23 protein-coding genes are annotated in these 24472 nt (G+C 37.8%); 14 read left to right on the forward strand and 9 right to left on the reverse strand.

Features of this window, described 5'->3' with window-relative positions:
• Nucleotides 1-49: 49 nt before the first annotated feature.
• The gene (locus ACP3VS_RS05815) at nt 50-682 is read left to right on the forward strand and encodes a LysE family transporter (RefSeq protein WP_031417445.1); all 633 of its coding nucleotides are present in this window, start codon (nt 50-52) and stop codon (nt 680-682) included.
• Nucleotides 683-712: 30 nt separating this feature from the next.
• Here ACP3VS_RS05815 and ACP3VS_RS05820 read toward each other — a convergent pair whose 3' ends face one another.
• Both ACP3VS_RS05820 and ACP3VS_RS05825 read right to left on the reverse strand, forming a co-directional pair.
• Entirely contained in the window at nt 713-1765 is a 1053-nt protein-coding gene (locus ACP3VS_RS05820; RefSeq protein WP_012295024.1) for a Cj0069 family protein, read from the reverse strand.
• 165 nt (nt 1766-1930) lie between these two features.
• Complete coding sequence (locus ACP3VS_RS05825) at nt 1931-2848, reverse strand: DMT family transporter (RefSeq protein WP_012295023.1); 918 nt, start codon at nt 2846-2848, stop codon at nt 1931-1933.
• A gap of 101 nt (nt 2849-2949) precedes the next feature.
• Between ACP3VS_RS05825 and ACP3VS_RS05830 the strand changes: the two genes are divergently transcribed.
• Both ACP3VS_RS05830 and ACP3VS_RS05835 read left to right on the forward strand, forming a co-directional pair.
• Nucleotides 2950-3834: an AraC family transcriptional regulator gene (locus ACP3VS_RS05830; RefSeq protein WP_012295022.1), complete on the forward strand. Its 885-nt coding sequence runs from the start codon at nt 2950-2952 to the stop codon at nt 3832-3834.
• A gap of 123 nt (nt 3835-3957) precedes the next feature.
• Entirely contained in the window at nt 3958-4998 is a 1041-nt protein-coding gene (locus ACP3VS_RS05835; RefSeq protein WP_036164087.1) for a hypothetical protein, read from the forward strand.
• A gap of 43 nt (nt 4999-5041) precedes the next feature.
• Here ACP3VS_RS05835 and ACP3VS_RS05840 read toward each other — a convergent pair whose 3' ends face one another.
• Nucleotides 5042-5506, reverse strand: coding sequence for a hypothetical protein (locus tag ACP3VS_RS05840; RefSeq protein ID WP_012295020.1), 465 nt, complete (start codon nt 5504-5506; stop codon nt 5042-5044).
• Nucleotides 5507-5769: 263 nt separating this feature from the next.
• On the opposite strand from ACP3VS_RS05840, the gene bioD reads away from it, so the two are divergent.
• The 5 genes from bioD to ACP3VS_RS05865 all read left to right on the forward strand — a co-directional run bounded on the left by bioD (nt 5770) and on the right by ACP3VS_RS05865 (nt 9903).
• Entirely contained in the window at nt 5770-6474 is a 705-nt protein-coding gene (gene bioD, locus ACP3VS_RS05845) for a dethiobiotin synthase (protein ID WP_012295019.1), read from the forward strand.
• Nucleotides 6455-7822, forward strand: a complete 1368-nt coding sequence (gene bioA, locus ACP3VS_RS05850) for an adenosylmethionine--8-amino-7-oxononanoate transaminase (protein WP_031417454.1) — start codon at nt 6455-6457, stop codon at nt 7820-7822. Before bioD ends, bioA begins: the two co-directional genes overlap by 20 nt.
• Before the next feature lie 2 nt (nt 7823-7824).
• Nucleotides 7825-8418, forward strand: coding sequence for a biotin transporter BioY (locus tag ACP3VS_RS05855; protein ID WP_426388455.1), 594 nt, complete (start codon nt 7825-7827; stop codon nt 8416-8418).
• Nucleotides 8415-9410, forward strand: coding sequence for a biotin synthase BioB (bioB, locus tag ACP3VS_RS05860; protein ID WP_012295017.1), 996 nt, complete (start codon nt 8415-8417; stop codon nt 9408-9410). Before ACP3VS_RS05855 ends, bioB begins: the two co-directional genes overlap by 4 nt.
• Before the next feature lie 370 nt (nt 9411-9780).
• Nucleotides 9781-9903 (forward strand): hypothetical protein, encoded by a 123-nt coding sequence (locus tag ACP3VS_RS05865; protein ID WP_008178200.1) that lies wholly within the window; start codon nt 9781-9783, stop codon nt 9901-9903.
• Nucleotides 9904-9953: 50 nt separating this feature from the next.
• Here ACP3VS_RS05865 and ACP3VS_RS05870 read toward each other — a convergent pair whose 3' ends face one another.
• Nucleotides 9954-10541, reverse strand: coding sequence for a LysE family transporter (locus ACP3VS_RS05870; protein WP_012295016.1), 588 nt, complete (start codon nt 10539-10541; stop codon nt 9954-9956).
• Nucleotides 10542-10654: 113 nt separating this feature from the next.
• Between ACP3VS_RS05870 and ACP3VS_RS05875 the strand changes: the two genes are divergently transcribed.
• The gene (locus tag ACP3VS_RS05875; RefSeq protein ID WP_031417460.1) at nt 10655-11209 is read left to right on the forward strand and encodes a helix-turn-helix domain-containing protein; all 555 of its coding nucleotides are present in this window, start codon (nt 10655-10657) and stop codon (nt 11207-11209) included.
• A 47-nt stretch (nt 11210-11256) separates the two neighbouring features.
• On the opposite strand, the gene ACP3VS_RS05880 is transcribed toward ACP3VS_RS05875, so the two are convergent.
• Nucleotides 11257-12420 (reverse strand): PLP-dependent aminotransferase family protein, encoded by a 1164-nt coding sequence (locus ACP3VS_RS05880; protein WP_012295014.1) that lies wholly within the window; start codon nt 12418-12420, stop codon nt 11257-11259.
• A 129-nt stretch (nt 12421-12549) separates the two neighbouring features.
• Between ACP3VS_RS05880 and ACP3VS_RS05885 the strand changes: the two genes are divergently transcribed.
• The 3 genes from ACP3VS_RS05885 (at nt 12550) to ACP3VS_RS05895 (ending at nt 16339) form a co-directional block, all read left to right on the forward strand.
• Entirely contained in the window at nt 12550-13947 is a 1398-nt protein-coding gene (locus ACP3VS_RS05885) for a PLP-dependent aminotransferase family protein (RefSeq protein WP_012295013.1), read from the forward strand.
• Nucleotides 13948-14180: 233 nt separating this feature from the next.
• Nucleotides 14181-15416 carry a DNA polymerase IV gene (locus ACP3VS_RS05890; RefSeq protein ID WP_426388456.1) on the forward strand — a complete coding sequence of 412 codons (1236 nt, stop codon included), beginning with the start codon at nt 14181-14183 and terminating at the stop codon, nt 15414-15416.
• Nucleotides 15417-15586: 170 nt separating this feature from the next.
• Nucleotides 15587-16339, forward strand: a complete 753-nt coding sequence (locus tag ACP3VS_RS05895) for an alpha/beta fold hydrolase (RefSeq protein WP_197225276.1) — start codon at nt 15587-15589, stop codon at nt 16337-16339.
• Between the two features lie 46 nt (nt 16340-16385).
• On the opposite strand, the gene ACP3VS_RS05900 is transcribed toward ACP3VS_RS05895, so the two are convergent.
• From ACP3VS_RS05900 to ACP3VS_RS05910, 3 genes are read right to left on the reverse strand one after another with little or no spacing between them, the layout of a single operon-like run.
• Complete coding sequence (locus tag ACP3VS_RS05900; RefSeq protein ID WP_036164083.1) at nt 16386-17240, reverse strand: SDR family oxidoreductase; 855 nt, start codon at nt 17238-17240, stop codon at nt 16386-16388.
• Nucleotides 17237-18265 carry a polysaccharide biosynthesis protein gene (locus tag ACP3VS_RS05905; protein WP_036162823.1) on the reverse strand — a complete coding sequence of 343 codons (1029 nt, stop codon included), beginning with the start codon at nt 18263-18265 and terminating at the stop codon, nt 17237-17239. Before ACP3VS_RS05905 ends, ACP3VS_RS05900 begins: the two co-directional genes overlap by 4 nt.
• Before the next feature lie 46 nt (nt 18266-18311).
• A complete protein-coding gene (locus ACP3VS_RS05910) occupies nt 18312-18911 on the reverse strand; it encodes a glycosyltransferase family 2 protein (RefSeq protein WP_012295008.1) in 600 nt (199 codons plus the stop codon).
• Between the two features lie 256 nt (nt 18912-19167).
• On the opposite strand from ACP3VS_RS05910, the gene ACP3VS_RS05915 reads away from it, so the two are divergent.
• Both ACP3VS_RS05915 and ACP3VS_RS05920 read left to right on the forward strand, forming a co-directional pair.
• Nucleotides 19168-20262: a glycosyltransferase gene (locus ACP3VS_RS05915; RefSeq protein ID WP_426388457.1), complete on the forward strand. Its 1095-nt coding sequence runs from the start codon at nt 19168-19170 to the stop codon at nt 20260-20262.
• 113 nt (nt 20263-20375) lie between these two features.
• The gene (locus ACP3VS_RS05920; protein WP_012295006.1) at nt 20376-20816 is read left to right on the forward strand and encodes a GNAT family N-acetyltransferase; all 441 of its coding nucleotides are present in this window, start codon (nt 20376-20378) and stop codon (nt 20814-20816) included.
• 81 nt (nt 20817-20897) lie between these two features.
• Here the strand turns inward: ACP3VS_RS05920 and ACP3VS_RS05925 are convergent, their stop codons facing one another.
• The gene (locus tag ACP3VS_RS05925; protein WP_031417473.1) at nt 20898-24416 is read right to left on the reverse strand and encodes a S8 family serine peptidase; all 3519 of its coding nucleotides are present in this window, start codon (nt 24414-24416) and stop codon (nt 20898-20900) included.
• Nucleotides 24417-24472 lie beyond the last annotated feature (56 nt).

A 24472-nucleotide genomic window follows, 5' to 3' on the forward strand; every position in this document is an offset into this window, starting at 1 on the left:
GTATAAACGGACGTATGAAGCTTATCGATGACATGAAAGAAGTGTTTTTTTGAGTTTATATGTAGCGTATGTATTGGTGGGACTTGCCATTGCCATGCCTGTAGGTGCAATTACAGTCGAAATGACAAAGCAAGGACTTAAAAATGGTTTTCTGCACGGCTGGGCTGTAGGGCTTGGTGGCATGACCATTGACATCGTATTAGTTTTTGCCTTGTATATGGGATTAGCCTCCATTTTGGCTATGCCTATGGTACAGCTTCCGATGTGGATCATTGGAGCGGGCTTTTTATTCTTGTTAGGGTATGACTCTATTAAGAATGCCGATCATGATATTACATTGGCAGGAGAAAAAGTAACCAAGTCCTTTTTTGCTTCTTACTTGAATGGATTATTGGTAGCTATATCCCCTGGTAACCTTGTTTTTTGGGTCAATGTATTCGGCGTTGTTCTAGCTAAATCTTACGGACAAGGGGAGCAAACAAGCTTTTTAATTATTGCTGCTGGTGTCCTGAGTGGAATTTTACTCCACGATATCGGTTTACTAACTATTGTCTCAGTTACACGTAAAGCGATGAATCGGAAGATGATTAAAACATTTACGATTGTCGCAGGATTCTTGTTATTTGGCTTTGCTGGTTATTTTATATATGAATTTATACAAGCAATTAAAATTTATATATGAAAAGTGCGATCTCTCAGATCGCACTTTTTTTTATGATGGAGTAACTACAATTGTCTGCTCTTGGAGACAAGCCAAAATTTCTTCTGCTACTTGATGTGCTAAGGAGAGCTCTGAAGTAAAGCCCACACATGAACAATTCATTTCACCTAAAATATAGCAATCCTTGCCAGCTTCATCTGTGTCTAACATAAAATCAGCTGTCCAGATAAGAGGTAAGTCATATCCTCCTAACAGGTTCGTTACTTGAGGTAGCTGTGATAAAAAGCTTTCGACAAGCTCAGGCCAATCCTCTGGTTGATCATAGCGATATTGTGCACCTGAGAATAATGTTGCACTAAAGGCATCCTCAGTATTAGCAGGTTTTTTATGTACCACGTGAACGGGGTGATTGCGCAACATCAATAAGCGAACTTCACCTTCTGTAATACGTGGAAGAAATCGCATATCGATTAACATACCATTCAATCCAGTAATATATGGCTCACAAAATGTCATGAAGTCTCCGAGAGACCAATATTCAACATGATTATCTTTTGCTTCGGTACATTTAATTTGTGCATCTAATGGAACTTCGGTAATTCCTTCGGCTAGAGGCTCTACTAATTTTACACGCCAAATACCTTCACCCGTAGAACCACGATTTTGCTTCAGAACACGTTCTGTTAACGCTAGAGAAGTAGGAAATTGTGCTTTAAATGCTTCGATTGTATAGTAGGCAAATGTATCATCAGGTACTAAATTGGTAGCAGTAAGCTTTGATAATACATCTTTAGAGCCATAGCTAATCATCGCATCGGGATGTGGCATGCCGATGACGCCTACTTGGCAAAGTTCTCGAAGCATCGCGAAATATTCTTCCTCATGCTGCAAGTTGCCGGGGTTTATACGGGATACATAGGCAGCACCATGTTCCTTTACGTAGTCAAAAATTTGCTGTTTTTTTGCAATATCAAAAAATAACACCTCTGCATCTTGCCCACGTTGCTTTAAAGCTTCCACCATTGGCATTGTATCTGGACGATAGCCATCTGATCCTTTGTCTGTGCCACCTTCAACCTCAAAAAAAATAACTTTTTTATTCATAACTAATACCTCCCTTTTTATTTGTCATTTATTTTCAGTATAGTAGACAAACAAGGAGAAAAGATATATGAAATATGTAAATTTTATGTATTAATTCATATAAACCAATATTTAATATAGGAGGTATTGACTACTGACAGTCAGAAAAATCAGATATTAAGGTGTTTAAGCCTGTTTCTTTTGAAACACTGTGAGATATAGAATCATTAGAAGAATTAGTAAAGTACCAATAAATTGGTAACCTCCAAAGCTTATTTTTAACCACCATACACTTGTGATGACAGCCATTAGTGGTTCTAAGCTTCCTAATAAGCTTGACTCCTTTGGGGATAAATAATGCAAGCTAGCAATATAAAACCAAAACGCTAGCATTGTGCCGAATATAATAATAAAAAGAAAATAGGCAATCGTAGAAAATGTCCAGTTCGATACATCAATAGACCATGGTTGATGGAAGAAACTCATAACAATCCCACCGATGACCATGGACCACCCTACAACAAGTAAGGAATGGAATTGCTGTAAAAGGGGAACAGCATATAGTGTATAAAAGGCAACTGAAAGTCCTGATACTACACCCCAGAATACGGCCATAAAAGGTACTGACAAAGTTGAAAAGGACCCATTTGTTAATAATAAAAAAGTTCCAACAAGTGTAAGTGTAACGGCAATACTATCCTGTTTTGTCAAAGGGCTTTGCTTAGATAAAAAGTAATATGCCATGATGAACAAAGGTGCTAAATACTGTAGAAGCGTGGCTACCGCTGAATTTCCAATGGAAATAGACATCATATACGTATATTGGACAGCAAGCATGCCTAATAAACTAAATAATAATTGTCTCATGGCATTTTGTTTTGTCCGCCACATGATAAAGATTGACTCATGTCGATGGGTAATTTTATATATTCCTATGAGTAATAGACCAGACAAAAGTAGACGACTAGAAACTAGCCATTCTACAGCTATTTGTTCCTCCTGAAATAGTTTTTGGGCTACGGTTCCACCGATTCCCCAAAAACTTGCCCCAAGGATTACTAGTAAAAAACCGAGGGTACGATTTTTTTTGATGATTTGATTCATTGACGAACATCTCCTAAACTATCAATATAAGGTGATTATAAGATGTCCGGAACAGAATAAATATCGTGTTAACACATTAAAAATATCAAAATATTGAGGTGATGAGGTTGCCTTTAACCCATATAAAAATTGCGAAAGATTTGCAAGAGCTAACATTGCACGGATCAAAAGAATTTCCAGTTGCCTTGTATGAAACGACCATGAACATGGATAGTATGGATTTTCTACCGCTCCATTGGCATAAAGAAATTCAATTTGTTTATCTCAAAAGCGGATGTGCTAAGTATCGGGTAGGAGCGAATGTTTTAGTCTTAGAGGAGGGGGAGGGGCTATTCATCAATACCTCAGAATTACATGAGGCGAAGCCCTTTCAAATGGAGCATGCGATTGTTTACTGTATAAACGTGGACCCAATAATCATTGGAGGGCATGATGGCAGTATTTTTATGACTAATTATGTTCAACCTTATTTAACTACTCATCGACAGCCCTACCTTAAACTTACGAAGGAGTTAACTCAAAAAGTGGCATGTATGGCTGATATATTACAAAAGCAAGAGGCCTTTTATCAACTTAAAGTATGGAGAGAGCTACTATACATTTGGGAAGTGATGTTAACCCAATCCTTGCTGACGGAGGAAATTGTGGACCCCTCAATTATTGTGCAACAAGAACGGGCTAAAGCGATGCTGAATTTTTTACATACACACTATCAGCAAAAAATAACGCTAGAGGATTTAGCGAAGCACGTGTATTTAAGTAGGGCTGAATGCAGTCGGTATTTTAAGAAAGTAATTGGACTGACCCCATTTACTTATTTATTACAATATCGACTTCGCAAAAGTATTGAATTATTGAGGGATGACGAGCAAAACGTCACTATTATTGCTGCCAATACAGGCTTTAGTACTGTCAGTTACTATATTGAGAAGTTTAAAGAATATACAGGCTATTCACCACATGTTTATCGCAAGAAATTTCTGTAAAGTTTTAAAATGTGAAAAATTATTGAACATCAATGGAAAAAATATAATCATTTATGCCTGTAATATATACATAATTCACCATTTACAATAAAGTGTAATTAATAGTGTGTAGGTGGCGTTAGAATGATGGTTTTAAGGAAAAAGCAAAATATATGGCTAGCTCTTTTATTCATCGTGCTAGTCAGCAATTATACGCTTTATAATTCGGGTCTTGGTTCGGTCATCTTGCCTATCGAAACAAATGGAGTTGTTTTAGGTTCCCTCATTGATTTAGTAGTTGTCATACCTATATTATGGATGCTTTATAAAGGGAAGTTCTCATTAAAGCAGTCCATATTGTTAGTCGCAATTGGCTGTATTGCCGCACGTTTTATCATTCCAATTGAGCATCTTCAGCCATTTGTGGCAGTCACGTGGGCAGGCTTTGCTCTTGAAGGTATTATAATCGTGTTAGAAATTTTACTCATTGCTACACTTGTCCGCTATCTGCCAAGAGTTCTAGCTGATGTACGTGCCAGTTCATTACCAGATATATTTTCATTTTCAAAAGCTGTAGAAAAACAATTTCCGCAGCATCCTGTCATTCAAATGATTTGTTCGGATTTACTTGTCCTTTATTATGGGGTTGCTAGCTGGAAGCGACAAGAACGCCTCGGTTTTACTTTGCATAAAAATTCAAGCTATATCGCCTTTCAACTTATGATTATCCACGGTATTGCGATTGAAACGATTGGCATTCACTGGTGGCTACATGAGAAGTCCATGATTCTTTCCATTGTTTTGCTCATTCTTAATATATATTCAGTGATCTTTTTGATCGCAGATATGCAGGCGATTCGATTAAATCCTGTATACGTAACAGACGAAACAATATATATTTCGCTAGGTTTAATGAAGCGTACAGAAATCGATTTTAATAAAATAGAAGAGGTTATAGAGGATAAGGGTCAGTTAGAAGGAAAATTATCGAAGGATACGATAGATTTCGTGGCACGTGATTTTGGTGAGGCTTATCCGCACGTCATTTTAAAAATGAAAGAGCCAGTGGAAGTGACTTTTATGTTAGGCATTAAAAAACATTATAATCAAGTAGCGATTAAAGTTGACCAGTCACAAGAGTTTAAACAAATGCTTCAACTAAGAATGTCAAAGTATTTTGCCTAAATAGATAGCCAACGTTTTGAATAAAAACGTTGGCTTTTTTTATTTAATCAAGGTCTGCGATTGCATGTAAAATGTCATCGCGGATGGCTTCCCAAAATTGCAGCTGAACCGAGTCACAATACGTATAAAGCTCTTTATGCTGAATGTGATCGTATAGAGCGGCAATGTCTTCTTGATGGAAGGACAGTCGATGATTTAGGTTCGCTCGTTCTTCCTCCAGACAAAATAATTTATAAATATCAGCTAGGCGCTCTAGTTTAGCTAGTTTTTTTGTCATCGCTTCATATTGTTTTTGATGAAAGCGTCCTACTGCAGAGGTCATCGAAATTTTTGCACGATGTTCCGCTTGAAGACTACGACACTCCTCCTGACGAATAGCTACACGATACCAAAATTCATAGCGAGTTGGTAATTCTTTTAGTTCATAGGTAAGCAATGATTTTAAAATTGAATGCACTTGTTCATATGTATCAATGCTTTTTTCTGCGTCTTTAAAAATCCCAAACATACAACCACCCCCATATAGTGTAATACTACACAACTAGATAAAATTCCTTTCATTTAAGAAGTATCTCCTGCTTTATTTTATGAGAAAGCAAATTCAGTTAGCGCATTCCTTGAAAGGGTTAAATTTTCAAGAAGCTATGACAAGATTTTGCTATTTTTGTACAAGTTTCTGAGAAATTAAAGAATAGGCATTTACAAAAAGAAAATAAATGTGTTAACTTTTAAAGTGTCTTAGGTTAACTTAAGAAGAGGGGGAGGTTAACGATGCAACATTTTTGGGTAGTCGGTACTGATACAGATGTTGGTAAAACGATTGTCACGACACTGTTGATGTGTCAATTGCAAAGGTTGGGGTTGGAAATTATACCTTTCAAGCCAGTGCAAACAGGCGAGATATACGACAATTTGCATAGCTATTATGCAGATACAGCTATGTATGAAAAGTATTCCTTGCAAGTGTTAAATAAAGAGCATATGAATGGCTATTCGTTTAAGGAGGCCGCATCGCCACATTTTGCTGCTCAACTGGAGGGACAGCAAATTGATGTAGAAAATCTTTTACAGCGTATTCAATTCTTACAAGAATCCTATGATGTTGTTATAGCTGAGGGAGCAGGGGGATTGTTTGTGCCTTTAGATGTTCAACAAAGCATCACACTGCTTGATGTCATTGTGAGCAGCAAATTGCCAGTAGTGCTTGTTACAAGGACAACCTTAGGGACAATCAATCATACCTTGTTAACAATGGAGGCATTGCAATCACGCCAGATTGACGTTCTTGGTATTGTTTTTAACGGTGACACGGGCAGTATGATGGAACAGGATAATATTCATACGATTTTACAGTACCATCCATTGCCCTATGCGATTATCCCACGTCTTCAGGATATTTCAGAACTAGCGAATATCAACATTACACACACAACATTATTTGAAAGGCTTTATGGAAATGATCCGAGAAATAACTGACTTACAGGCTAGAGATTTACGGCATATTTGGCATCCGTGCTCACAAATGAAAGATTATGAAGCATTTCCACCTATCGTTATAAAAAAGGGACAAGGTGTGTGGCTTTATGATGAGCATGACAAACGCTATTTGGACGCTGTTTCCTCCTGGTGGGTAAATTTATTTGGACATGCCAATCCGCGTATTAGTCAGGCCTTAAGTCATCAAGCCTTTACATTGGAGCATACGATTTTTGCTAATTTTACACATGAACCGGCTATCCAATTAGCTGAAAAATTAGTCGCTTTATCACCACCTGGTTTACATAAAGTATTTTTTGCGGATAACGGCTCTTCTGCCGTCGAAGTGGCATTGAAGATGAGCTTTCAATACCATATGCAGACTGGAAAACAAACAAAAACTCGGTTTCTAGCGTTTACAGATGCGTATCATGGTGAAACCGTTGGTGCTTTATCTGTAGGAGGGGTAGGGCTTTACAATGAAGTATTTGAGCCACTTTTATTGGATACTGTACGTGCCCAGGGGCCGGATTGTTTTCGTTGCCCGTTCCAAAAACTACCAGAAAGCTGTGATGCACCATGTAGTCATTTTGTAGAAGAACAGCTTAAGATGCATCATGAGGAAATCACGGCTGTTATTATAGAACCACTTATTCAAGCAGCAGCGGGGATGAAAATGTATCCACCCATTTATTTACAACGGCTACGAGCATTATGCTCACAATATGATGTTCATTTAATTGCAGATGAAATTGCTGTTGGGTTCGGCCGTACAGGGACAATGTTTGCCTGTGAGCAGGCCAGTATCACACCAGATTTTATGTGCTTATCAAAAGGCATAACAGGAGGTTATTTACCATTATCCGCTGTTCTAACAAGTGATCAAGTTTACAACGCATTTTATGATGAATATGGAACGATGAAAGCATTTTTACATTCTCATAGCTACTCTGGCAATACGTTGGCATGTCGTGTGGCGCTTGAAGTATTAACAATATTTGAAGAAGAACAAATAATGGACATGATTCAACGCAAGGGGCAACAAATGCGTCAGCTAGCAATGGAAGCATTTGGTCATATGCCTTATGTGGGTGAATACCGACAAGTTGGTTTAGTGGGGGCTATTGAACTTGTTGCAGACCGTCAGACGAAAACGCCATTTGCAAGTGAAGAGAGAATTGGTTACCAAATTTATCAGCAAGCATTAGAAAAAGGTCTACTCATACGACCTCTTGGCAATATTTTATATTTTATGCCACCTTACATCATTACAAATGAAGAAATGACTTTCATGATTAATACAACGAAAGAAACGATTGAACAATTTTTCAAAGACAGGGGGGAATAAAGTTGGTTAGACGGCACTCCACATTAGCATTAGTCATGATTGCCATGTTTACTGCTTTAACGGCTATAGGAGCTTTTATTAAAATCCCTTTACCCATTGTACCGTTTACCTTACAAATTGTTTTCGTCTTTTTAGCAGGTTGTTTACTAGGTAGCCGCAATGGGTTTTATAGTCAGCTTGTTTATATCGGCGTTGGCTTAGTAGGGCTACCTGTTTTTACGCAGGGCGGGGGCATCACGTATGTTTTACAGCCGACATTTGGCTATCTTATTGGCTTTGCTCTTGCCGCTTATGTAATTGGAATAATCGTTGAAAGAATAGAGAAGCCAACGAAGAAACATTTTATTGGAGCGACAATCTTAGGGCTTTTCATTGTATATGCCGTAGCTGTTCCATATTTATATATAGCTTTAAACTTCTGGTTAGATATGAAAACAAGCTGGTCACATGTTTTAGTTGTTGGCTTCTTAAGCAGTATCGTTGCTGATTTTGGCTTAGCTATTTCAGCCGGCTTATTAGCTGAGAAATTGTATAAAGTATTTCAGTCAGCTAGAAGAGTAAGTATTTCTCAAGGGGAAGGGGAAACTATGATATGAATTTTTTACAGGTAGCACAGGAAGTAATTGATGGCAAAATCATTAGCAATGAGGAGGCACTTGCTATTTTAAATAGTAAGGATGATGAGCTATTACAACTCATGGACGGTGCCTTTGCTATTCGTCGGCATTATTATGGTAAAAAAGTAAAGCTCAATATGATTATGAATGCTAAAAGCGGCTATTGCCCAGAGGATTGTGGCTATTGTTCTCAATCCTCTAAATCAACTGCACCTATTGAAAAATATCCTTTTATTACGAAAGAGGAAATCTTGGCTGGTGCAAAAAGAGCATTTGACAACAAGATTGGAACGTATTGTATTGTGGCAAGTGGTCGAGGGCCCACACGGAAGGATGTCAATGTCGTAAGCGAGGCAGTTGTAGAAATTAAAGAAAAGTATGGCTTGAAAGTTTGTGCCTGCCTTGGCTTGCTAAAAGAAGAACAGGCACAGCAATTAAAGGAGGCAGGGGTGGATCGTTACAACCATAATTTGAATACCTCTGAGCGTCACCATTCCTTCATTACAACTTCACATACGTATGAGGATCGTGTTAATACAGTAGAGATTGTTAAAAAACATGGTATCTCTCCTTGTTCGGGTGCCATTATTGGGATGAAGGAAACAAAGGAGGATGTCGTCAATATTGCGCGTGCTCTCCATCAATTAGATGCCGATTCTATTCCTGTTAATTTTTTAAATGCGATTGATGGGACAAAGCTAGAAGGGACTAAGGACTTAAATCCACGCTATTGTTTAAAGGTCTTAGCGTTATTCCGTTACATCAATCCAACAAAGGAAATCCGAATTTCGGGTGGACGTGAAATCAATCTCGGCTGTCTACAGCCGCTGGGCCTCTATGCAGCGAATAGTATATTTGTTGGGGATTATTTAACAACTGCTGGTCAGGAAGCAAATAGTGATTATCGTATGTTGGAGGATTTAGGCTTTGAGATTGAATTAACACAAAAGCAAGAAGCAGCATTTTGCTAGGGGCTATAGAAATAAAATCTACTACTACAGTTAAAACCGTACGCTTGTACGGTTTTTTTAGGAGATGGATAGAGCTATAATGGCGATGGATAAAGAGCGAAATGTAGAGGATAGAAAGCAAAAAGTGACGGATAAACCTAACATCCCATATCCTTTATATACCTAAAAAATAAAGAAATTCACAAATTGTTCAATGTAAGCGGTTTGAAATTGAACAGTTTGTGAAGACCTTCACATAAAGCTTTCTTTTTCTAAAATTCAGCGTAAAATAAGTATTAAGTAAGGGATTGTTGTAAAACAGTTGACGAGAAGTCGCATAAATTTTGGTGATTGTTATAGTACAAAAAAATAAGAGAAGGGAGCTTTTTACATGTGGGTTATTACAGTATTTGATAAAAAGGATGTTCGTATTTTTGAGTATGCAAATAAAAATGAGGCAACGGAAGCTTTGGCGAAATTCAAAAAAAATGCAGTTTTAACATATACAAAATAAAAGTTCAGTTCTTTTTTACTTACAGCCCTCGACAGTTGAGGGCTGTTTTTTTAATGAACAACAATTGAAATGGCACTATACACAAGTAATAAAGCCATGATGATATTAAATATTTGTCGATGCTGTTGCAATAGTTTTTGGAAAACGGACCCACATAATGCCCAACTGAACGTACTAATAATTCCTACGAAACCTAAAAGGAGTGAGAAAAGCAGATAGCTTATGTAGGAAGAATAGTAAGGAAGGATGTAAGTGGCAACAACGGTAATCCCAAATAGTATTCCTTTTGGATTGATAAATTGTAAGAAGGTTCCTACAAAAAATAAGTTCCGCTTTTCTTCGACCTCGTTGTTTGCGTCCTGCTCTTTGCTTGTCACAATTTTAAAGGCTAAGTATAGCATATAGCCGACACCAAAAATGGTTAAGGGTAATTTAATAATCGGTATAATATTCTGCATGATTATGTTGAAAAAGCTACTCAAAGTAATAATCATAAAAAAACCAATCCCTACACCTAAACAGAAGGGCAAAGTTTTTGATAAGCCGTGCTGTTTGGCAAATACCATAGCCATAAAGTTATTAGGACCAGGGGTGAAGCTTGTAATCGTAATAAATACTAAAAAGGAAAATACAGGCAAATACCATCACCTCATTTATGTTGTATGTTATAATGTCCGAAATGGACATTATAATGTTGTTTGTTTTATTATACATAACGTACGTTATATTGTATATAAACGGAGGTTAGATGATGGAGGATATTCAACTGATTTTTGCTCGAAATTTAAAGACTATTCGAGAGAGAGAGAAATTAAGTTTAGAGAAAGTATCACAACTTAGCGGTGTAAGTAAAGCTATGATCGGGCAAATTGAAAGAGGGGAATCGAGCCCGACATTAACGACCATTTGGAAAATAGCTAATGGGTTAAAGGTTTCATTTACAGAGCTCATTCATCAACCGCAGGCAGAGACAGAGCTCATCTTAGGCAAGGACATTCATGCAATACAGGGAGATAATGGGAAATATGTCGTCTACCCTCATTTTCCTTTTCAAAAGGATAGTCGCTTTGAAATTTATAGTATCGAGATAAAGGAGAAGGGAACATTACACGCTGAGGCGCATAGAGAAGGAACAGTGGAATATTTAACCGTTTTTGATGGTGAGTTAACGATTCGAATACAGGAAAAGGACTATCGATTAGCAAGCGGTGATGCAATCCGTTTTAAAGCTGATTGTCCCCACACATATATCAACCCCGGGAAGACTTTAACACGTCTCAGCATGACCATATACTATCCACATTAATAGAACCGTATAAACGCCTTTCAGAGCGTTTATACGGTTTCATTTTTTTAAAGTATACTTGCTAAACGTTTGATACCCTCGCGGATTACTTCAGGTGTTGCATTTGTATAGTTTAATCGCATAGTATTCACGTTCGTTTTAGATGTATAGAATGGATCCCCAGGCACGAAGGCCACCTTTTGTTCCATCGCTTTATGGAATACATCAAGAGCTGGTGTACCATCCTTCATTGTCGCCCAAATGAACATGCCTCCCTCTGGTCGTGTATATTCAACATGAGGAGGGAAAAATTCTTGCATCGCAGCAAGCATCGCTTCTGATTGATTTTTATACAAACTAATTATTTTATTAACATGTTCCGTGTAATCATTACTTGCTAAATAATCATAGATAACATATTGCGAGAAAATATTAGTATGAAGATCAGAGGCTTGCTTAGCAGTTTCTATATGCTGTAAAAGCTCTTTGTTTTTTGTAATGATAAACCCAAGGCGCATGCCAGGTGTGACTGTTTTAGAGAAAGAACCTAGTAAAATACTATTTTCTAATTTACCAGCACCGATATATGGAAGTGGCTCGCCTTGGAAACGAAGCTCCCCATACGGATCATCCTCAATTAAAGCAACATCGTATTTGGCAACCAATTCGTAAATTTGCTCACGCTTTTCTTTCGAGTATGTGAGACCAGTTGGATTTTGGAAGTTTGGAACGGTGTAAATAAATTTTACATTTGGTTGTTGTAGGGCTTGCTCTAATTCTTCTAGATTAAGACCATCGTTTTCTAGTGTTACCCCATGGAAGGTTGGTTCAGCTAATGTAAAGGCTTGAATAGCTCCTAAGTAACCAGGCTCTTCAATAATAATGCCATCGCCCTTATTAATAAGCACCTTTCCAATTAATTCAAGTGCTTGCTGTGAACCTGTTGTAATAAAGACGTCGTCAGCATGTATATCAAGTCCGTGAACACGTTGATATTTAGCAGCAATGTACTCTCGTAATGGTGCATAACCTTGTGTTGAAGAATACTGAAATAGGCGGCTACCGTTTTTTGTAATAGCGTGATCTACTGATGCTCTTAACGCATCAATTGGGAAAGAGATAGGATTTGGAAGCCCGCCTGCAAAGGAAATGACATCCTCTGCATCTGTCACTTTTAAAATATTTCGAATAAATGAGGATGGAGTATTTAAGATTCTTTCAGAATATTGCATAATGATCGGTCCTTTTTTTCTGATTTTTTAAAAATTATATCATTGTCATCGATTGCATACAATATTATCATTGTATGCAAGACAATTAAACTATTGTATGCAAATTAATAGAAAGAAGGCGCTTTGCGAATGCCTATTAATTCATTTGATGCGTATCCTATGAGTTGGAAGCCAGATATTAGTAATAGCACGGCTCCATTATATATAGCCATTGCACAACAGCTAGAGGAAGACATTAAAGAAGGAAAGCTAACGCCAGGAACAAAATTACCACCACAGCGCGAATTAGCCGATTTTTTAGATGTGAATTTAAGCACGATTACACGTGCATTTAAGCTCTGTGGACAAAAGGGATTAATATATGCCTCGATTGGTAGTGGTACATTTGTTTCAACGGATGCAGCTAGCAATAAAATTTTATTACCAACAAACCGTACGACCCCCATGATTGAAATGGGCTCCGTATTACCAGACAACTTTGTCAATGAGGATATTACTCGCTATATGAAAAAAATGGTAGGTGAACCTAGCTTCAATAAACTATTTCAATATGGACGACCTGAGGGCAATGCATGGCAAAATGAGGCCGTGCTAAAGCTCTTCGAATGGGTGAACTTTCAAACAGATCAGCCCATTTTGCTTGGCGCGGGCGGACAAAATGCCATTGTCGGAACACTTGCGGCATTATTCCAGCCAGGGGATCGAATTGGGACAGATCCCATTACTTACGCTGGGATGAAAACGGCCGCGAATATGCTAGGCATACAGCTTGTTGCTATTCAACAATGCCGGGGCGAAATGACAAAAGAAGGACTGTTGTATGCTTGTAAAAATGAACATATTAAAGGTATCTATGTCATCCCTGATTTTCATAATCCAACAACACATACGATGTCGGTGGAAACAAGAAAAATGATTGCGGAAGTAGCTAGACAGAAAAATTTGGTGGTCATTGAGGATGCAATTTATAGTTTTCTAAAGGAAAAACCATATGCACCGATTGCTTCCTATGCACCTGATAAAGTAATCTATATTGCTAGCCTATCGAAAACCATCTCACCAGGGTTACGACTCTCCTTTATTGTCACACCTCCTGCTCTTCGTAAAAAAATAATGGAGACTCTCTATAATATCAATATATCAGTCTCTCCAATTATGCTAGAGCTTGCAGCAAGATTGATACATGAGGGGGTCGCACAAACGATATTGGAAAAACATCGAGCATATGCAAAACAGCAAAATGCACTAGTTAATCATTATTTAGCAGAGTATCACATTCTAGGTGATGAGGAATGTATTTTTAGATGGCTCCTCTTGCCAGACAAATTCACAGGTGTACAATTTGAATTGCTGGCTTCGAAAGCCGGTGTACAGGTATATGCAGCAGAACGATTTGCAGTCGGCAATGCAAAGCCAGTAAATGCTGTGCGTATGGCGATAGCAGCTCCCGAATATCAGCTGGAGCAAGCATTAATTATCTTAAAGGATATTCTCGAAAGTAATGGTGACTATGCATTTGTTGATTAACCGTCCTATTTATTTTATGAGCAAGCCTATAGCTATGGCAGGTATCAATGTAATCCCGCAGAATGTATATAATTTTTTGGCTATGATTCATGTATGTTTTAATGTGAATGAGATGCCAATATAACAAAGAGGTATACAAAAAACATGCTTTGCTAAGTCAGTAGATTAAGTGTAAAAGGACTCGCATGTGATAAAATATAGCTAACATTAAAGTTAAAATGAGGTGAAAGAAATTGCATAAAGGAAGAATCATTTTACATATTGACCTTAATTGCTTTTATGCCTCAGTAGAACAAATTTATGATCCATCATTAAAAGGAAAACCTATAGCCATTGCAGGTAATCCAAAAGAACGTAGGGGTATCGTTATTACATGTAGCTATGAGGCTAGAAAAAGTGGTGTTTATACTACCATGAATGTCGGTGAAGCAAGAAGAAAATGCCCAGAGTTAATTGTATTACCTCCAAATTTTGATCGATATAGAGCTGCCTCAAAATCCTTTTTTGGATTACTGAAAGAGTATAGTGACATACTTCAACCAGTTTCTATAGATGAAGGTTATATACAATTGCCTATAATCGAAGGACAAAATGTGTTAGAGCATGTACATGGTATACAAAATCGAATTTGGAACGAGCTACAATTGCCTTGTTCAATAGGCATTGCGCCCAATAAGTTTTTAGCAAAAATGGCCAGTGATATGAGAAAGCCGATGGGCATCACAATATTACGTAAACGTGATGTCCCATCAGTTTTATGGCCATTGCATGTTAAAGAAATGCATGGAATTGGGAAGAGCACTGCAGAAAAATTAAAAGAATTAGGTATACAAACAATTGGAGAGTTAGCTGCGGCTGATGAATACACATTAAAACAGAAATTTGGCATCAACGGACTTCGTTTGAAACAGAAGGCCAATGGCGAGGATGATCGACCTGTTGATCCAGAAGCAATATATGATACGAAGAGTGTAGGAAATTCAACAACACTCTCACAAGATACGACTGACCGAGATGAATTATATAAAATATTGACAACACTTTCTGAAAAGGTAGCAGAGAGGTTAAAAGCTAAAAAACTTGCTGGTGTGACTGTGAGTATTATAATTCGTACAGCTTCTTGGGAAACCTATACTCGGAGTAAATCAGTCAATAACGCGATATTTTTAAAAGAGGATATAGTTGAACAGGCATGGAATCTATTTAATAAAAATTGGAATGAGGAACCTGTCCGATTACTTGGTGTGACTATTTCAAATGTTAGTGACATTAAAGAGATGACACAGCAGTTAACTTTTTTTGATTTTGAAGAACATATTAAAGATGAACCGATTATTAAATTGGTAGATCAAATTGAACAGAAATTTGGAAAAGGTGTTATTTTGAGAGGGTCCGATATTGTAAAGCCAGGAGGGAAACATCAGGCAAACACCAGTTTTAGTAAGGACTTTTGGGATGATCACATTTAAAAGATGGTCAATTTTCACGGGATTAAAGGATTTAGGGGTATACTGCAACGGTTGATGAGAGCTATATGGAGATGATAGAGCTAATCAGGCATGCATGACAATTTCCCAGGAAATACAAAATAGCTTTTTAACCAGATGAAAATCAACGAAAGTAGGTGTGTACTTCCATTATGCAGTATAAAGAGTATGGTGATATCAGCGGTCCGGTAATGATGTTTCTTCATGGGGGTGGTGTCGGGGGATGGATGTGGGAACAACAAATTCAGTACTTCTTCAATTATCACTGTGTGGTACCTGAGCTTATGTCCAATCATCCATTTTCCATTGAGCAGTGTGCACAACATCTCGTACAGCTTTTAGAGGAAAAGGGGAATGGCAAGCAGATCATTGTGATTGGTTTTTCATTAGGTGCTCAAATTGCCATACAAATGTTAAGTATAAAGCCTAGTTTAATCCACTTTTCGATAATTAATAGTGCTCTTGTTATCCCTTCTCCTACTACAGCATGGATGATTCGGCCGCTTCTGCGATTCTCATTCCCGCTTATTAAAAATAAAGCCTTCGCAAAGCTTCAAGCGAAAACCTTATACATCGATGATCGCTATTTTAACGACTATTATCATGATAGCTCTAAAATGACATACGATACATTAATTCAGGTTTTACAAGAGAACATGACGTTTTCAATCCCGCACAATTTCCACAATGCACGGGGGAATATTTTAATTACTGTTGGCAATCAAGAGAAAAAAATAATGAAAAAGTCCGCACAAGCGCTTGTACAAAGCCATCCAAATGCGAAAGGGGTCATTTTAAACAACATAGGACATGGAGTATCATTTGCTCAGCCTGCATTTTTCAATTGTTTTGTAGCTAATTGGATAAAAGAAGGACAATTGCCAGTGGGCACAGTCATTCAATAGTAAAACTCCATTATGAATAACGATACTCATAATAGAGTTGAAGTTTTTAAGAAATATAGTGAGGATATAAATCCTTGTGCTGCAATATCCATTCTTTCATGTCGATGATCATTTCTTCGTAGCTAGGGACTGTAAAGGAAAAATCATTTCTAGTATTTATTAATGTTTTATTAACATTAACAAGCGGATGAGGAGTAATCTTTATTGTATGGTCCATAAAGTGCTTATTCAATAACTGAAGAAGATCGTATTTAGATATAGGTAATGTATTTACAAGATGATAGAGTCCAGTTATTCCTTCTTGGGCCGCTTGCTCGATGGCTTTTGCTAAGGTGAGCGTTGTAACCCCGGTCCAAATAGCACCAGTATAGCCGTTAATAGGGCCTTTTTGATGCATAAACCAATTGAAAAGCCCAATTCCATCCTTCTTCAAATCAGGACCAATAATTGAATTACGGAAAGTTAAATGCTTCTTATGATTAATTTCGCCTAAACCCTTTGTGCGGTCATAAAATGTAGTTCCGTCCTGTACACTTTTTTCATAATAGGGTGCGTTTTCTCCTGAAAATACACAATCTGTACTCATATGAATAAGCTTCGTCTGGCGGTTTTCAAGGAGAGATACGATCGCATGTGGTAAATAGCTATTTAAGAAAATACTCTTTTCAGAATTTTCCTCACAGGCTTTATTTAATATACCGATACAATTAACGACGATATCATAATGATGATCTTGAAGAAGTGAACATAAAAAGTTTAGGTCCGTAATATCACCAGTAATATTCTGTCCAAATGGGAAAGCAGTTCTCGTATACGTGGTCACATCATGTCCTTGCTCTCGCAAATAGATGGAAATGGTATGACCAGCCATGCCAGAAGCACCTAGCACTAAAAATTTCATGGTGTTCCTCCAGTCCAATGGAGCAGCTCTTCCTGAATTAGAGATAAGGTTAGTAACTTTTCTTTAATGGCCACCACGTTTAACATTTGTGTATTATTGGAATTATATTCATCCGATAACGTAATCTTAGGAGAGCCTTCATCCAGGTATTTTCCATAATTCAAATCCCGATTATCTGCTGGAATTCGATAAAAATGACCTAAATCTATGGCCTTTGCTGCTTCTTCCTTAGTACATAATACCTCATATCGTTTCTCCCCATGCCTTGTGCCGATAATGTGAATGGCATTGTTCACTTGGAAAATTTCAAGGAGAGCTTGTGCTAAATTCTCGATCGTAGCAGCGGGTGATTTTTGCACCATAATATCGCCATTTTGGGCATGTAAGAAGGCATATAATACTAATTCGACTGCTTCCTCAAGGCTCATCATAAAACGAGTCATGTGAGGATCGGTAATGGTTAAAGGTTTGCCGGCTTTTATTTGTTCGATGAAAAGTGGAATGACCGAACCTCTTGAAGCCATCACATTACCGTATCGAGTGCCGCAAATCAATGTTTGCTTAGGGTCGACCATCCGCGATTTAGCAATAAATGTTTTCTCCATCATCGCCTTGGATATCCCCATTGCATTGACAGGGTATGCTGCCTTATCTGTTGATAGACAAATAATTTTTTTAACGCCAGCTTGAATAGCCGCAGTTAAAACATTGTCTGTTCCTATAATATTTGTTTTCACTGCCTCTAAAGGGAAGAATTCACAAGAGGGCACTTGCTTAAGCGCAGCAGCATGAAACACATAATCTACGTTATACATAGCAGGGTGGAGGCTTTGTAAATCACGTACATCCCCGATATAGAATTTAATTTTAGAATTCTGATAAAGCTTTCGCATATCATCTTGCTTTTTCTCATCCCTTGAAAAAATGCGTATTTCCTTAATATCCGTATTTAAAAATCGATTTAATACCGCATTACCAAAAGACCCTGTTCCTCCAGTAATCAGTAAAGTTTTATCTTTAAACATTGTATGGTTTGTGACACCTCCCACATGCTTACGTCCGTTCATGATATTATTTCAATCCTCTTTCATGCAAATCACATTCTGAGTTTTCTCGTGGATAGTTGTACCAATAAGCGTATTCATGGGTATACTTGCTGGTTGGATTTTTGTCCATAAGCGCACAATTAAAATCCCAATCTCCTGCAATATCCTTACGTATCGTAAACTTCGCATCCCCGATAAAGCTTCTTCGAATAATTTTAAATTGTCCTGGCAATGAGTAACGATTTGATTCATCTTTAATAAACGCATAGCCATTCTTAATAATCATGTTGTAGTAGTAAATATCAAATTCACCATCCACCTGTGCTAATACATTGCGGATGGCAGGCAAATAATGGTCATCACTATCGATGATGGCAATATAATCACCTGTTGCTTCAGCAATGCATCGGTTATAGGCAACACTTGCACCTAGATTCGTTGGATGAACGATAATTTTTAAAGCTGGGCAGACTTTTTGATAGTCCTGTAAAATGGCTAACGTATTGTCTGTGGAGCCGTCATCTACAACGATAATTTCATAGGCATATTCTTTAGGAATACTGTCAAGCATTGTTAAGATCCATTCTTCACTATTAAACGCAGGTGATAAAAAGCTTATTTTCATTTTATCCCTCCATCCTGATTAGGTAGTTTAGTTTGTCAGGTTCACTGAACAGATTCTTTATTACAATATGCGGGGATAGAGGTCTATTGTAGGCAATTGCTTGTTAACATAAGTTTTTTAAGAGAGTAATTTTATGGATTACATTTATTTTTGCTAGAGAACTATGGAGAAGGGGGTGACATTTTACTAAGTTATACACGTTTGACAGGTATGGGCATAAACTAGGAAAGAGCGCTTTTTAAGAAAGAGGGATTCAATGACAAAAAGAATCGCATTTATTTGTAGCGTGGAATCAGCTAAACTTTCCGATGCACACATCTTCAAAGATCTATGTTTAGTGCCTATTTTACTAGGGGAGTATTTAGGCTATGAAGTTAGTATAGTGACGGCAGAGATGAATGAAGCTCTGCTGCAACAATCTTTTCCGACTGTTAAATTCGAGCGAATTCCAATAGGGATTGATTATGTTGCCAATATGAATGCTTATTTAGTCAAGCATGCCAAGGACATTGATCTAGTTTTTGCTATAGGACCTTACCCATCCTATCTTTCCATTCTTCAAACGTATAAGCAGTTTAATCCTAATGGCAAAGTTTATATGAAGTTAGATGTTAATCGATTTTGGTTAAGTCGATTAAAAACCTATCCATACTTTCTAGAATTGCTACAGCTTTGTGATCTTCTGACCTCCGAATGTGTATCGATTCAAACTGACATTCGAGAGTTTTCACAATTAGATGTTCAACATATCCCAAATGGCTTTTATGAGTATTTTCACACAGAGCCCGTGCAATTTCATGAGAAAGAAAATAGAATTCTATCAGTGGGCCGATTAGATGCACCAGAGAAGCAGACCACTTTTACAATAAAAGCCTTTCTAGCAGCACAGCTGACAGACTGGGAGCTTCGTTTGGTAGGACCTATGTCTGAATCGTTTCAGCAGGAAATAAAACAATTACTGGACAGTCATCCTTATCCTGCGCAAGTCACAATGGTAGGGCCAATCTCAGACAAGATGCAGCTAGAGGAGGAGTATCGCAAGGCAAAAATCTTTTGCTTAACATCCACAGTTGAATGCTTTGCACATGTTTTTGCAGAGGCGGCTAAAAATGGTTGTTATATTGTGACAACTGATGTGGATGGGGCTGCAGATATTACCCAGCAACAACGTTTTGGCTGTATTCATCCAACACATGATTGGGAAAGTATAGCTCGGACGTTACAGCAAGTCACTCAGCAGGAAGAATTGTTGGCAAATACTTGTCTACAGCTACAAGCCGATGCGCGGAGGGATTTGAACTGGCAGCATATCGTGAAAGATGTCGCAGCATATTTAAATGAAATTAAGTAGAACTTCTCTCGATGAAGAGGAGTATTCTTTTCTTTGTGCCATTTTTTCCTATATAATAAAACTAGATTTATAATGTTAGAAACAATCAGGGGAAGACACAAGGGGAGACAAGAATGGAAATACTACAAGCATCGATGAACGAACTAGAAGAGTTAACGAAGCTATTTGATGAATATCGTCAGTTTTATGGTATAGAATCGGACGAAAGTAGCGCAAAAGCATTTTTACAATTACGATTGGCCCTCAAAGAGTCAGTCATTTTTATGGCGTTAGTAGACGGCAAGATGGTTGGATTTACACAATTATATCCAACGTTTTCTTCTATAGCTTTACAGCGAGCCTATATTTTGAATGATATTTATGTCACGGAAGATGCTAGAGGCCTAGGGGTGGGCAAGGCATTGATGGAAAAGGTTTTTCACTATTGTGAGCAACAGAATGCGCGCTATGTGACACTGCAAACAGCAGCTGATAATGTGAATGCGCGTAAGCTGTATGAAAGGCTTCATATGAAGCAAGATGAATACTGTAATTATGTCAAATATTTTATGTAATCAGCATTTTATTTTAGGATGAATATGCTTTTTGTACAAAACTCCCCTAGATATTTCGTTATCTAGGGGAGTTTATTGATATTATTTAATTTCTAACGTATATGGCTGTGTACTTGCTTGGCCATAATATTCACTAACTTCAATATAGTATTTGCCTGCGTCCAGCTCCACAGTACCTACCTCAGCATCTCCAGCTCCGTAAAGATCCAAAGTTTTAACTGTTTTTCCGTTGGCATCTATCACTCGAATCACACCATCCAGTGCTTTTTCTGTTTGAAGTGAGAAGAAGATATTACGTTTTTGGACGTTGTTAAATTCAAAGTAATCCTTATCTCCAAATGGAATACCCGCATTTAAATATTGTGTGGCAACCCATTTGTCGTCTTCTTTCGTTAGGGCAGACGTTTTACTTGGTACACCATTCACTAATTTGGAATCTGCATCTTCGTCTGCTCGTTTATGGTCGAACAAAGTTAATGTATAGGGCTGAATGGACATTTGGCCAAGACCCGTGCTATTGACTTGAATAAAGTAACCTCGATCCTTTTTAGCCTTAAAGGATGTATTTACGTCTGTCGTTCCTACCATGCCAAGGAGTATCTCAAGAATATTATCGCTCAGTCCAAATGGAATGGCTGTTTCCATTTCCTTCGGATCAATTTTCATATTGCCGTTTGTATCCTCAATAATCGAACCTGCAAATTTTAAGTCCTTTTGTAGCTCTTTTGGCAGTTGATTTAATTGTTCATTGGTAAATGGAACAGAGGAAAGCAATAAACTCATAATTTCATCATTGCCCTCTTGCTTATAATAATAGTAATCCTCATCGTCTTGATAAATTAGATGATCCTTATAAGTTGTGCCAGGTTGAATTTTTAACGCCTTTGCTTCTTCATAATTCTCTGGATTATAATCTTTCGGAATATCACCTATTTTACTTGTTTTCAACGTATAAGGCTCAGTTGAACGTTCACCAGCATTTACAACAGCTACTACATAGGTTTTATCCTTCTTCAATGCCATTACTTTTGCATCGTTTTCATTACCGGCAGAGCCAAGAAGTAACGAAAGTAAGCCTAGGTCATTGGTTAAGGACGACACAGGAATTAGTTCCTTGGCTTTTTCATCATATTCAAACACAGTACCGGCAGGCATTTGGCTTGCATCTTTGTTAAAGCTAAAGCTATAAAGAGCGTCTTCTTTTGTTTTAAATAAGAAGTAGTCCTCATCATATTCTGTTTGGAAATAAGCTTTTTGATCCTCACCAATGTTGAAGCGAATAGCTTGCTTAATAATCGGATCAACATTTTCTAAATTGTCCGTCGTAAAGGAATTCATGAGCATATTCATCATGCCTTCAATTTCATTCCGTTTTTTTGTTGTACTTGGTGTTATTGGTAACTGGTCGACCGAGACATTTTCGTCATACATGGCATCCTCTAATGGTAGTCCATCCTCATCTGGTGGGAGCGTAACAACCTCACCTTTTAATGTGTATGGGATCATTGACTCACTGACTGTTTCCTCTTTTTCAATGCCACCACTGAAAAACATCTCCATTGAAAACTCGCTATTACTCTCATTAGATACACTTAAAATGTACTCTTGATCGGGTACAGCATCGATGATCATGCTCACTGCTTCACCTTTAGCTGCACCGTAGGAGCTTTGAATTGGGAAGGCTTCTTCTTCTTCGCTTTCCTCTTTTTTAGCTTGCTTTACCTCTTCTGGTGGAATCGGATTGAAATCCTCTTTTAAGTATAAATCCATAGAGGCAGTAACACCTGGTATACCAGATAGATCAAACTTCAATGTTGTCGGTTTTTTTACAGAAAACGTAAAATAATCTTGATCCTTTTGTTGATCTTTAGACAGTAGGGTATAGTTTTTTCCTGCCGTATTGTATGGGAACTTTTTAATAGACTCCATTGAAGACTTATTTAATGCATCGATTGGTAAATCTGAGTTTTTCGTAGTTTGTGCTGTAAAGATATAAGTAGATTTGCCTTTTAAGCTATAACTACCATTATGATCTTTCACACCAATTAACAATGTTCCTTTTTGGTCTGCTTTAAAGAGGTGACCTTCTTTTTTTCCTACACGAACATCATTAACTTTAATTGGCTCTACTTCACCCTGCTTGTTAGTAGGGTAGAAGTATAAATCAAAGGCATAGTCGTATTGTTCAGCACCTTTTAAAGTTAGCTGTGCATATTCATTTGCCTCTAAATCAACCTTATACCATTTTTTTTCATCTTGCTGCTCGAAAACACCTTGTTCGATATTTAATGTATTTTTGGCAAGAACTTTGGCATTTTTGATACGCTCTTCTTTAGATTCAGAATAATGTTTAGGTAATTTATTTAAATCGAACTGTAAGGCTTTCACAGGATCGACAAGCCCATGACCATAAGTAAGGTCATAACCTTTTTTACCTAAATCTTGTGCTGTCATTTCAAGAATTGCTTCAATCTCATGTGGCTTTAAATTCGGATGCTTTGATTTAAGTAGGGAGACGATGCCTGCCACTACAGGAGATGCCATGGAAGTGCCACTAAACTTGACAAAAGATGATCCTTTTTTCTCATCGTGTACGGTACTGTAGATGTCTTCGCCAGGAGCCACGACATCAACAGAAGGACCGTAATTGGAATAGCTGGATAGTTTATTTCGATCATTCGTGGAACCAACACTTATAACACCTTCATAGGAAGCAGGGAAGGAATAGTCATCCGTCGACTCATTTCCAGCGGCTGCAACAATCGTAATTCCACTATCAATAGCTTTTTGAACAGCATCCTGCATAAGTGGGGATTCACCATAGCCTCCAAGACTCATATTAATGACGTCCACACCTTGCTCAATGGCGTACAGAATACCTTGTGCAATGATAAAATCATTTGCTCCTTCTTTTCCGTTAAAGACATCAATAGGTAGTAGCTTCGCTTGTGGATTAATTCCATGTCCACCAATACCATTGTCTTTGGCTGCGGCAATAATCCCAGCAACATGTGTCCCATGGTCACCTGGATAAGATGTATTTGCCGGAGCAGCTGCATTATAAGGTGTGAGTACTTGAGATTTTAGGTCGGGATGTTTAAAATCAACACCCGAATCGATGACAGCTACTGTTACGTCATTTTCCCCAGCTAATGCTAATGCCTGATCCATTTGCAAAAGGCTTAGATGATACATATCTTTTATCTTTGGGTCAGCCTCTTTGTTGAAAGAATGATAGACATAACTAGGGGATACACTTGTAATCCCTTGCTGCTTTAAATAGTAAGAGACGGCTTTTTCAATGGATACACCTTTGTTAAGTTGAATCACATCATAGCCTAATGAAGGAATAGAGCGGATGACCTTGGAGCCAATTTTTTTATGTACGCTTTTATCAAGGCCGGAATGCTTGATAATAATCGTATCCTTACTCATCCATTTGTCTTCAGTTTTAAGATTCTTACCTGCATGTTGTGAATTGCTTGCTAATACGTTCTTCGCTGTTTGATGTGGTGCCTCCTCTGCAAAAGCTGAAGCCACAGGAACCATTAGCGCAGCGGATGCTGCGACAGCGACTGATTTTTTAAACCAACTTTTCAATTGTATCTCTCCTTGATGTTCTATAATAGGTCTCGACTATACTAATACGGATAAGC

The sequence above is a fragment of the Lysinibacillus sp. VIII_CA genome (assembly GCF_049943995.1).
Classification (GTDB): Bacteria; Bacillota; Bacilli; order Bacillales_A; family Planococcaceae; genus Lysinibacillus; species Lysinibacillus pinottii.

Excerpts from the sequence above, each read along its gene's own strand:
- ACP3VS_RS05820 (WP_012295024.1), bottom strand. The coding sequence starts at position 1,765 with ATGAATAAAAAAGTTATTTTTTTTGAGGTTGAAGGTGGCACAGACAAA.
- ACP3VS_RS05825 (WP_012295023.1), bottom strand. The coding sequence starts at position 2,848 with ATGAATCAAATCATCAAAAAAAATCGTACCCTCGGTTTTTTACTAGTA.
- ACP3VS_RS05830 (WP_012295022.1), top strand. The coding sequence starts at position 2,950 with ATGAGGTTGCCTTTAACCCATATAAAAATTGCGAAAGATTTGCAAGAG.
- ACP3VS_RS05835 (WP_036164087.1), top strand. The coding sequence starts at position 3,958 with ATGATGGTTTTAAGGAAAAAGCAAAATATATGGCTAGCTCTTTTATTC.
- ACP3VS_RS05840 (WP_012295020.1), bottom strand. The coding sequence starts at position 5,506 with ATGTTTGGGATTTTTAAAGACGCAGAAAAAAGCATTGATACATATGAA.
- bioD (WP_012295019.1), top strand. The coding sequence starts at position 5,770 with ATGCAACATTTTTGGGTAGTCGGTACTGATACAGATGTTGGTAAAACG.
- bioA (WP_031417454.1), top strand. The coding sequence starts at position 6,455 with ATGATCCGAGAAATAACTGACTTACAGGCTAGAGATTTACGGCATATT.
- bioB (WP_012295017.1), top strand. The coding sequence starts at position 8,415 with ATGAATTTTTTACAGGTAGCACAGGAAGTAATTGATGGCAAAATCATT.
- ACP3VS_RS05865 (WP_008178200.1), top strand. The coding sequence starts at position 9,781 with ATGTGGGTTATTACAGTATTTGATAAAAAGGATGTTCGTATTTTTGAG.
- ACP3VS_RS05875 (WP_031417460.1), top strand. The coding sequence starts at position 10,655 with ATGGAGGATATTCAACTGATTTTTGCTCGAAATTTAAAGACTATTCGA.
- ACP3VS_RS05880 (WP_012295014.1), bottom strand. The coding sequence starts at position 12,420 with ATGCAATATTCTGAAAGAATCTTAAATACTCCATCCTCATTTATTCGA.
- ACP3VS_RS05885 (WP_012295013.1), top strand. The coding sequence starts at position 12,550 with ATGCCTATTAATTCATTTGATGCGTATCCTATGAGTTGGAAGCCAGAT.
- ACP3VS_RS05895 (WP_197225276.1), top strand. The coding sequence starts at position 15,587 with ATGCAGTATAAAGAGTATGGTGATATCAGCGGTCCGGTAATGATGTTT.
- ACP3VS_RS05900 (WP_036164083.1), bottom strand. The coding sequence starts at position 17,240 with ATGAAATTTTTAGTGCTAGGTGCTTCTGGCATGGCTGGTCATACCATT.
- ACP3VS_RS05905 (WP_036162823.1), bottom strand. The coding sequence starts at position 18,265 with ATGTTTAAAGATAAAACTTTACTGATTACTGGAGGAACAGGGTCTTTT.
- ACP3VS_RS05910 (WP_012295008.1), bottom strand. The coding sequence starts at position 18,911 with ATGAAAATAAGCTTTTTATCACCTGCGTTTAATAGTGAAGAATGGATC.
- ACP3VS_RS05915 (WP_426388457.1), top strand. The coding sequence starts at position 19,168 with ATGACAAAAAGAATCGCATTTATTTGTAGCGTGGAATCAGCTAAACTT.
- ACP3VS_RS05920 (WP_012295006.1), top strand. The coding sequence starts at position 20,376 with ATGGAAATACTACAAGCATCGATGAACGAACTAGAAGAGTTAACGAAG.